7 protein-coding genes and 2 pseudogenes are annotated in these 8755 nt (G+C 44.2%); all 9 read right to left on the bottom strand.

Annotated elements, in window-relative coordinates; translation table 11 throughout:
- A pseudogene (locus R1Y93_RS09240) lies at positions 1-308 on the bottom strand (tyrosine-type recombinase/integrase); the annotation flags it as partial.
- A 136-nt stretch (positions 309-444) separates the two neighbouring features.
- On the bottom strand, positions 445-720 hold the full coding sequence (locus tag R1Y93_RS09235) for a site-specific integrase (RefSeq protein WP_500822582.1): 276 nt from the start codon (positions 718-720) through the stop codon (positions 445-447).
- A 391-nt stretch (positions 721-1111) separates the two neighbouring features.
- The gene (locus tag R1Y93_RS09230; protein WP_500822581.1) at positions 1112-1285 is read right to left on the bottom strand and encodes a hypothetical protein; all 174 of its coding nucleotides are present in this window, start codon (positions 1283-1285) and stop codon (positions 1112-1114) included.
- 480 nt (positions 1286-1765) lie between these two features.
- Positions 1766-3260: pseudogene (rny, locus tag R1Y93_RS09225) on the bottom strand (ribonuclease Y).
- Positions 3261-3450: 190 nt separating this feature from the next.
- Positions 3451-3951 carry a regulatory protein RecX gene (locus R1Y93_RS09220; protein ID WP_500822580.1) on the bottom strand — a complete coding sequence of 167 codons (501 nt, stop codon included), beginning with the start codon at positions 3949-3951 and terminating at the stop codon, positions 3451-3453.
- Between the two features lie 3 nt (positions 3952-3954).
- Positions 3955-5025 carry a recombinase RecA gene (recA, locus tag R1Y93_RS09215; protein ID WP_500822579.1) on the bottom strand — a complete coding sequence of 357 codons (1071 nt, stop codon included), beginning with the start codon at positions 5023-5025 and terminating at the stop codon, positions 3955-3957.
- A 153-nt stretch (positions 5026-5178) separates the two neighbouring features.
- Complete coding sequence (glgA, locus tag R1Y93_RS09210; protein ID WP_500822578.1) at positions 5179-6621, bottom strand: glycogen synthase GlgA; 1443 nt, start codon at positions 6619-6621, stop codon at positions 5179-5181.
- 91 nt (positions 6622-6712) lie between these two features.
- On the bottom strand, positions 6713-7519 hold the full coding sequence (spo0A, locus tag R1Y93_RS09205) for a sporulation transcription factor Spo0A (RefSeq protein ID WP_500822577.1): 807 nt from the start codon (positions 7517-7519) through the stop codon (positions 6713-6715).
- 153 nt (positions 7520-7672) lie between these two features.
- Positions 7673-8335: a SpoIVB peptidase S55 domain-containing protein gene (locus R1Y93_RS09200; protein ID WP_500822576.1), complete on the bottom strand. Its 663-nt coding sequence runs from the start codon at positions 8333-8335 to the stop codon at positions 7673-7675.
- Positions 8336-8755: the final 420 nt, after the last annotated feature.

Raw genomic sequence — 8755 nt, 5'->3', positions numbered from 1 at the left:
CAAAAGAATGGCGCAAGGTATGCGGTGTAATATCCCGCTTGATTCCGGCAGCATCTGCATATCCTTTCAGTACCTTCCAGAATCCCTGCCTGCTCATCGGCTTTCCCAAACCATTGGTGAACAAAGTTTTCTCTTTACTGTCCTTAACGAAAGTATCTCTTGCCTTGTCCATATACAGGATCAGGGCATCCCGGCTTACATTGCCAATGGGAATGATCCTTTTCCTTCTCATGCTCCTTGCAGGTCACATATCCTAACTGAAGATCTCCCTGATCCACCTGCAAATGAATCAGTTCGCTGACCCTCATACCAGTAGCATACAATAACTCCAGCGTGGCTTATCCCGGATCCCTTTAGGTGTATTCAAATCTGGCTGCAGAAGCAGACAATCTACTTCCTGAATGGATAATATCTCCGGCATTTTCTTCTCTACTTTAGGTGGTCTCAGATTATCTGACAGATCCTTTCCATACCATTGACCTTCATCTGATACTGAAAAAAAGCACGGATGGACGCTACACTTCTGGATATGGTAGAAGACGCAAATTCTCCACGCTCCAGGTGATCCAAATATATCCTCCAGATCAAGTTCCCGCACAGCCTTTGCTTCACGGAATTACCCAGTCTTGCAAACCTGGCCATTTTTCTTAAATCCCGCTCATAGGAAATCTCCGTATTGCTGGATGACTTCTTCCTCATGCAGATAACCAATGAAATCATGTATCTCTCTTTCCATTTTCTCTTCTTCCTGTCACGTTCAATACTTGCTATTCATACTCCCTATTCTGAACAACAAAAATGTAACTGTATTATACTTTGAAATTAACATAAAATCAAACCCTTTTTTCCTCTGAAATGCTTGAGAATCCGTGGGCTTTCCGCATTTTTACACAAAATGTCGACTTTTTTATGGTAACTTACACCACATATGGTGTAAATGCATTCAAAATATTTTTAAAGTCGTCAAAATTTTTTCTGTTATCCATGGATTCACATAGGCTTCCCAGCAGCATTCCAAGGAAATAAATGCCCCCTGTCCAAACTGTCTGCCAGATATTCCAGCTGCTTTGTCGGAAAAAGCCCCTGATTTTTCCACATGCTTATGGATTGTTTAAAAACCATGTCCAGAAGCATAAACAAGAACTGGCAGATAGATCAGATACTGTGGAAAAAGGAGGGCAATTCCTGCTGCCGCACCTGCCAGACCAAATTGAAGGATACATACGGTCAGCACTGCACCAATCCCAAAGCCTGCCGCAATTACAGTTCCAACTGCTAATGGCACGCCGAAAACAGTAAATCCGCACACTGCACATAATATAAAAAAGCTCCCCTGCTTTTCAGTATTTCTCCAAGAAGTCCGGTTCCGGCCAGTTCCTGTCCTGAAAAAGAGCTAAGCAGGTACATAGCAGCTACTGTTTTCTGCCGCCATTTCATTTTCCACACAATATTTGGAAGAATGGTTCCTGCAAAAAAGCCACGAAAAAATATAAAGCTGACCAGGAAAAAATTCCTTTCGCTTTATTCTGCCTTCCTTCTTCCCCATATCCTTCTCCTGCCTTTTTGTGATACGTAGCTGTCTGACACAGCGCCATCTTTTGCTCTTTCCATCTTACGCTTCCCATATTAGAATTTATGCAGTTCCCATTGCCGAAACACTGTAATCATTTATATATTTTCATACAAAAAAACAGGAACCGTTTTCCTTTGGTTTCCCTTGGGAATAACGATTCCTGTATCTTATCTTCCTGAATGACAGCTTGGATTATTTAGCATAATCCACAGCACGGCTCTCTCTGATCACATTAACTTTGATCTGGCCTGGATATTAGAGCTCTCCTCAATCTGCTTGGCAATATCTCTTGCCAGAAGAACCATATCTGCATCTGTAACATGATCCGGAACAACCATAACACGGATCTTCACGACCTGCCTGGATCGCAAAGGATTTCTCCACCCCTTTAAACTGGTTGGTAATATCCTCCAGCTGTTTCAGACGGTTGGTATATGTTTCCAATGTCTCTCTACGAGCACCAGGACGTGCTGCAGAAATAGCATCTGCTGCCTGTACAATGCCAGCAATCAATGACTCTGGTTCTACATCTCCGTGATGAGCAGCCACTACAACAATAACGATTGCAGATTCTTTATATTTCTTGCAAAGATCTACACCAATCTGAATATGTGAGCCTTCTACTTCATGGTCAATGGACTCTCCGATGTCGTGCAGAAGTCCGGCACGTTTGGCAATACGCACATCAGCACCTACTTCACCACAGAAGTCCGGATAACTGTGCAGCTTCAATGGAATGTTTCGATGCATTCTGTCCATAGCTGAACGGAATTTCATCCTTCCAGAAGCTCAGAAGCTCTGGATGAATACCATGTACGCCAACATCCATAGCAGCAGTCTCCCCATCCTCACGATTGTGGCTTCCACTTCTTTCTGTGCCTTCTCAACCATTTCCTCGATCCTAGCCCGGATCTGATCCTGCCATCAACGATCAGTTTCTCAAGTGCAACTCTGGCGATCTCACGACGGATCAGGTACGAAGCAGAAAGACAACTCTTCCGGTGTATCATCAATGATCAGATCTACACCTGTAAGTGTCTCCAGTGTACGGATATTACGTCCTTCACGGCCGATAATACGTCCTTTCATCTCATCACTTGGAAGCTGCACAACAGAAATCGTTGCTTCTGCTACAGTTGGTCAACTGCACATTTCTGAATGGCATTTACCACATACTCCTTGGCTTTCTTGCCGGCTTCTTCTTTTGGCCCTGTTCTCCAGTTCTTTGTAAAGCCTTGCAACATCAACCTTCACATCATCTTCCACAGATCTGAGCAGTTCTTCCTTGGCCTGTTCTGAAGTCAGTCCTGAAACTCTTTCCAGTTCCTGAACTCCTTTCTGCTCAAGTTCGTCCACCCGTTTTTCTTTCTTCTGTAATTCAGCATATCTCGCTGTGCACTCTGCCTCACGCTTCTCAACTGCATCCGCTTTCTTATCTACGGCTTCTTCCTTTGATAAGACTCGTTTCTCATACTTCTGCAGTTCATTTCTTCGTTCCTTCGGTTTCTTTCTCCAGTTCATTTTTTGTACGGAGAGATTCTTCCTTCACTTCCAACAAAGTTTCCCGTTTTTTCGTTTCTGCTGTCTTCAAAGCTTCATCTATGATGCCTCTGGCTTTGTCTTCTGCCGATCCAACAGTTTCTGCGTCTTTTTTTACTTTATTTGCCACAGCAACTTTAGTAGTAATAGGAACTGCAATAAGTAGCGCGACTACCACAGCGACAAATGCAACAATAATTGTGCTTGTCACAGGAGCACCTCCTTATTCGGTTTTCATTGTACAATTACAACAATATAAGTTTATATGTTTTTGATAATTATGTCAAGTTTTTCTACAGAAAAATGGAATTTATATTTTGGCAGGAAGAATCCCACAGTTATTTACTGAACGATGTATTAGATTCCATCCGGATCTGCAGCTCCTCCAGCACATGGGAAATGTCACTGTAGCCAAAGCCTCTTCGCAGCAGGAATCCCTGAAGGCGGCGCATCTCCTTTTCATCCAGGACTGTGTCTGGCTGGCATTTCTTAAGGACAGCCTCCTTAAGGATCTTCTGTTCGTCAGGCTGGGTATACTCTGACGCCCGCTCCCAGGCAGCCTGGGCAGTCTCCTTGTCCACGCCCTTTTGAAGCAACTCCTGAAGGATCTTGCGCCTGCTCATAGACTGGATCCTGTATGCAATGTAATTCTCCGCATACCTGTCATCATCTACATATCCAAAAGAACTTACATAAGCCACTGCATCCTCCACTGCCTCTGCACAAAAGCCTGCCTGACGCAAACGGTCAGACAGGCCTTTCTCTGTACGGTCCATATGCTCAAGAAGGAGCAAAGCCTTCCTGCGGGCCGCCTGTTGTTCTTCTCTTGTAAGTCCCATGGATCAGGCCTCATCCTCTGTGGAAGCTGCTGCCTCTGCCTGTGCATTGTCCTGGACAGAGACTGTCTCCTCTTCCTCAGGGAGCAGATGATAATGGATCCTTACCTTCTTCTCAATCTCATCACGAATATCTGTATGCTCTTTCAGATAGGCTTTGGCATTCTCCCGGCCCTGTCCGATCTTATTGCCATTATAAGCATACCAGGCACCGCTCTTATTAACAATAGAACATTCTGCTGCCAGATCCAGGATATCTGCCTCTCTGGAAATACCTGTACCAAACATGATATCAAACTCTGCCTGCTTAAATGGCGGTGCAACCTTGTTCTTTACTACTTTGATCTTGGTATGATTACCAACCATCTCTCCGCCCTGCTTCAGAGTCTCTACACGACGTACATCCAGACGCACAGAAGAATAAAACTTCAATGCACGGCCACCGGTGGTAGTCTCCGGATTACCGAACATAACGCCTACCTTCTCACGAAGCTGGTTGATAAAGATCACTACACAGTTGGACTTACTGATAATAGCTGTAAGCTTTCTCAAAGCCTGGGACATCAGTCTCGCCTGAAGACCCACATGGCTGTCGCCCATGTCGCCGTCGATCTCAGCCTTGGGAACCAGGGCTGCAACAGAGTCTACGATCACAATATCCACAGCTCCGGAACGTACCATCGTCTCAGTGATCTCCAATGCCTGCTCACCATTATCTGGCTGTGAAATATAAAGATTGTCAATATCAACGCCTATATTCTTTGCATAAACAGGATCCAGTGCATGCTCTGCATCAATAAAGCCGGCAATCCCACCACGCTTCTGAACCTCTGCTACCATATGTAATGCTACGGTAGTCTTACCACTGGACTCAGGTCCATAGATCTCTATGATACGTCCCTTGGGTACGCCGCCTACTCCCAGTGCAATATCCAGACTAAGGGATCCTGTAGGAATCGCCTCCACCTGCATACTGGCACCTGACTCGCCAAGCTTCATCACAGATCCTTTTCCATATTGCTTCTCTATCTGCCCCAGAGCAGCCTCCAGGGCTTTTTGCTTTTCTTCATTTATCATTCTATGGCAGTCTCCTTATTCTTGTATTTTTCATAATGCGAACCTATGTTCGTGTTTTCTGCTACCATAGTATAATAAATCTGTGTTTCTGTCAAGTCTTTCCTGCAAATAAGAATGGATTATCTTTTGACAAAATGTGACAGGATCAGCCAATCAGCCAATCAGCCAATTGTACATCTCTTCATATTGCCGTGCAGAATTGCCCCAGGAGAAATCCTGTGCCATAGCCCTGTCGATCATCTTGTTCCATTCACGCTTCTTATCATAGTAGATGCGCTCTGCATAACGGATGGTACTAAGCATCTCATGTGCATTGTAATTGCAGAACGAAAATCCTGTACCAGTGCCTTCAAACTCATTATAAGGCTCTACCGTATCCTTCAGTCCGCCTGTCTCCCTGACGATAGGAAGAGTACCATAACGAAGGCTCATCAGCTGACTCAATCCGCATGGTTCAAACAGGGATGGCATCAGAAACGCATCCGCTGCTCCGTAAATACGGTGGGACATACCCTCATCATAATAAATCTGTGCAGATACCTTGCCATGATATTTCCAGTCAAAATGGCGGAACATATTCTCATAACGTTCCTCGCCTGTACCAAGAGCAACGATCTGTACTGCATCCTGGCAGAGTTCATCCATAATATAAGCGATCAGGTCGAAGCCCTTCTGGTCTGTCAGTCTTGAAACAATACCGATCATCATGATTTTGGGATCCTGCTCCAGTCCCAGATCCTTCTGCAGCTGGATCTTATTCTTGATCTTTTCTTTACGGAATGTGGTTGCATTATACTTGGAAGAAAGGAAAATATCTGTATCCGGATTGAAATCATTGTAATCGATACCATTTACAATACCGCGAAGGCTTTCGGAACGTGCACGCAGCAGCCCATCCAGGCCCTCCCCGTAAAACGGAGTCTTGATCTCCTCAGCATAAGTACGGCTAACGGTGGTCACTGCATCTGCAAATACAATACCGCCTTTCAGGAGATTGGCGTCTTTATATGCTTCCAGCTTGTCCGGAACGAAATAGTAATCAGATAACCCGGTAATTTCTTTGATGGTCTTTACATCATACACACCCTGGAATTTCAGATTGTGTATCGTCATAACCGTCTTGATCCCCCAGAAAAATTCATTCTGTTGGAAGCTGTCATGCAGATAAACCGGCACCAGGCCTGTCTGCCAGTCATGACAGTGGATCACATCCGGTCTGAATCCGATCACCGGAAGGACAGAAAGTACTGCCTTGGAAAAGAATGCGAACTTCTCCAAATCCCATGGTACAGTATCATAAGGCTTCGGACCACTAAAGTAATATTCATTGTCAATGAAATAGAACTGAATCCCGTCATACTCCATCCTGAGGATTCCAACATAACAGTTCTTATATCCCAGATCCATATAAAAATGGGTAACATATTCCATTTTATCTTTCCATTCCTGCCGCATGCAGGCATATTTCGGCAATATTACCCGAATGTCAAAATATCTCTTATCAAAGCACTTCGGCAGAGATCCGACTACATCTGCCAGTCCTCCTGTTTTAATAAAAGGCACTGCCTCAGACGCTGCAAAAAGTATATTCTTCATCCGTAAATTCCCTCCTTGGTATGGATTCACTGCATTCTCCTTCTGTGTCTGGAGAACCGTATTACTGTTTTTATTATACCCTATATCCTTTCTAATGGAAAGAGCGATTTTTATATTCAAGTCTTATTTTGTCTGCGATCAGGGCAATAAATTCTGAATTGGTAGGCTTTCCTTTTCCCGTACTTACCGTATATCCAAACAGTGCATCTATGGTATCCATTTTGCCTCTGCTCCATGCTACTTCAATAGCGTGGCGAATGGCCCTTTCCACTCTGCTTGGAGTGGTCTGATGTCTTTTTGCTATGGTAGGATACAGAATCTTTGTAATGGAATTCAACATTTCCATGTCATTCACAGACAAAATGATCGCATCCCTGAGATACTGGTATCCTTTGATGTGTGCCGGTACACCGATCTCATGGATCACATTTGTTACATCCCGTTCCAGGTCTCCCTGTGAAAAGCAGCCACCCTCTTCACCTTTTCCCTGTCTTGAAATTTCTTTTCTTCTTCTGTCACCCAGATGCCTTGCATGCTTGATCCTATTCAGCAGCATCTTATTGTCAAAAGGCTTTAACATATAATATTCAGCCCCAAGATTAAAAGCATCCTCTGTGATCCGTTCCTGCCCTACAGCCGAAACTACGATAAACGCAGGGATCTTTTTCAGCACGCTGCTATGTACACATCTTTCCATTACAGAAAGTCCATCCATTTTAGGCATAATAATGTCCAGGATCACCACATCCGGCTGCTTCTCCCTTATAATATTACAGATTTCTTCTCCATTGTGTGCTTTTCCTACCAGCGAAAGCTCTTTGTCTTCCTCGATCATACGTCCCAGTACTTCCGTCATTTTCTCGTTATCATCCGCAATAGCCACATTTAACTTTTCCATGAGACATCTCTCCTCCTAACCTGTTACCTTTTTTACTAGATTAACAGTTGCTATTATAGTGGAATCCAAATGGGGAAATCAAGCCGAAAGTGTCGGTTTCACTGGATTTTCGTTCGATAACTTTCGACTTTTATCCTCCATATCCAACCATTTTTACCCTTTTTCCGCCAGCATGTTTTCAATAAAAATACCGTATCCGCTGGTTGCATCCTGCACAAACACATGAGTTACAGCCCCCACGATCTTTTTGTTCTGGATCACCGGACTGCCACTCATTCCCTGCACGATTCCTCCGGTTGCCGCAAGAAGCTCCTGGTCTGTCACATGGATCACAAAGCTTTTATTGGTGTCCTGGTGGTTCATGTCTATTTTTGTAATTTCTGCCGTATATTCTTTTACCTGTCCGTTTACACTGCATAAAACAGATGCCGGACCTGTTTCCATTTCCTGTTTGTAGCCGATTTTCATTTCTTTTAAAGCAATTCCGTTTCCACCTAAGCTTTGATATTTTCCGTAAATCCCATTTGCAGTATTAGCCGTAATGGAGCCTAGCACATTCCCCACATTATAGCGAATCAATCCAGACAATTCACCAGGGCTGCCTTTACTTCCCTTCTGGATGCCCAGAATCTGGGTTTTGTATAAAGAACCGCTGGTAATAGATAACAATTCTCCTGTATCCACATCACTGATCCCATGTCCCAGTGCTCCGTAATTTCCTGCTGCGTCCACATAGGTCAGGGTACCAATACCCTGGGTGTCATCTCTTACCCAGATTCCAAGCTTGTAATCTCCTGTCTGATCCTCCACAGGCATCAAGAGATACCTTTACCTTTTTCCCCCTGTCTGTTCAGGGTAAGGCTCACTTCTTGCCCGTCTGAGTTTTTTTCAGATCCTTTATCAGTTCCTTTTGCAGGATACTTTTTGTTGATTAAAAGCAACAATATAATCTCCACTTTGTACCAAGATCCTCAGCAGGAGTTTCCTGTTTTCCGTCCCTGGAAAGGACTTCCCCCAGTATCAATGATCAGTACCCCTTCTGTTTTCATATACATACCTACTGTACTACCACTTACCAGAAGGCTGGTGCTTTCTGCAGGTATTACCTTCACATCCTTAAAAGGGATCAGGCCAAATAAACAACAGGCAGAAAATAAGCCCCATCCCCGGAAACAGGCACTGCGTCTTCAAATGTAACAAAGGGGCAGGCCACATGCAGACACATCCTGATCCTTC

The sequence above is a fragment of the Blautia sp. HA3515 genome (assembly GCF_059933065.1).
The sequence above is the reverse complement of the archived record's forward strand: the minus strand, read 5'-3'. Positions and strand labels throughout refer to the sequence as shown.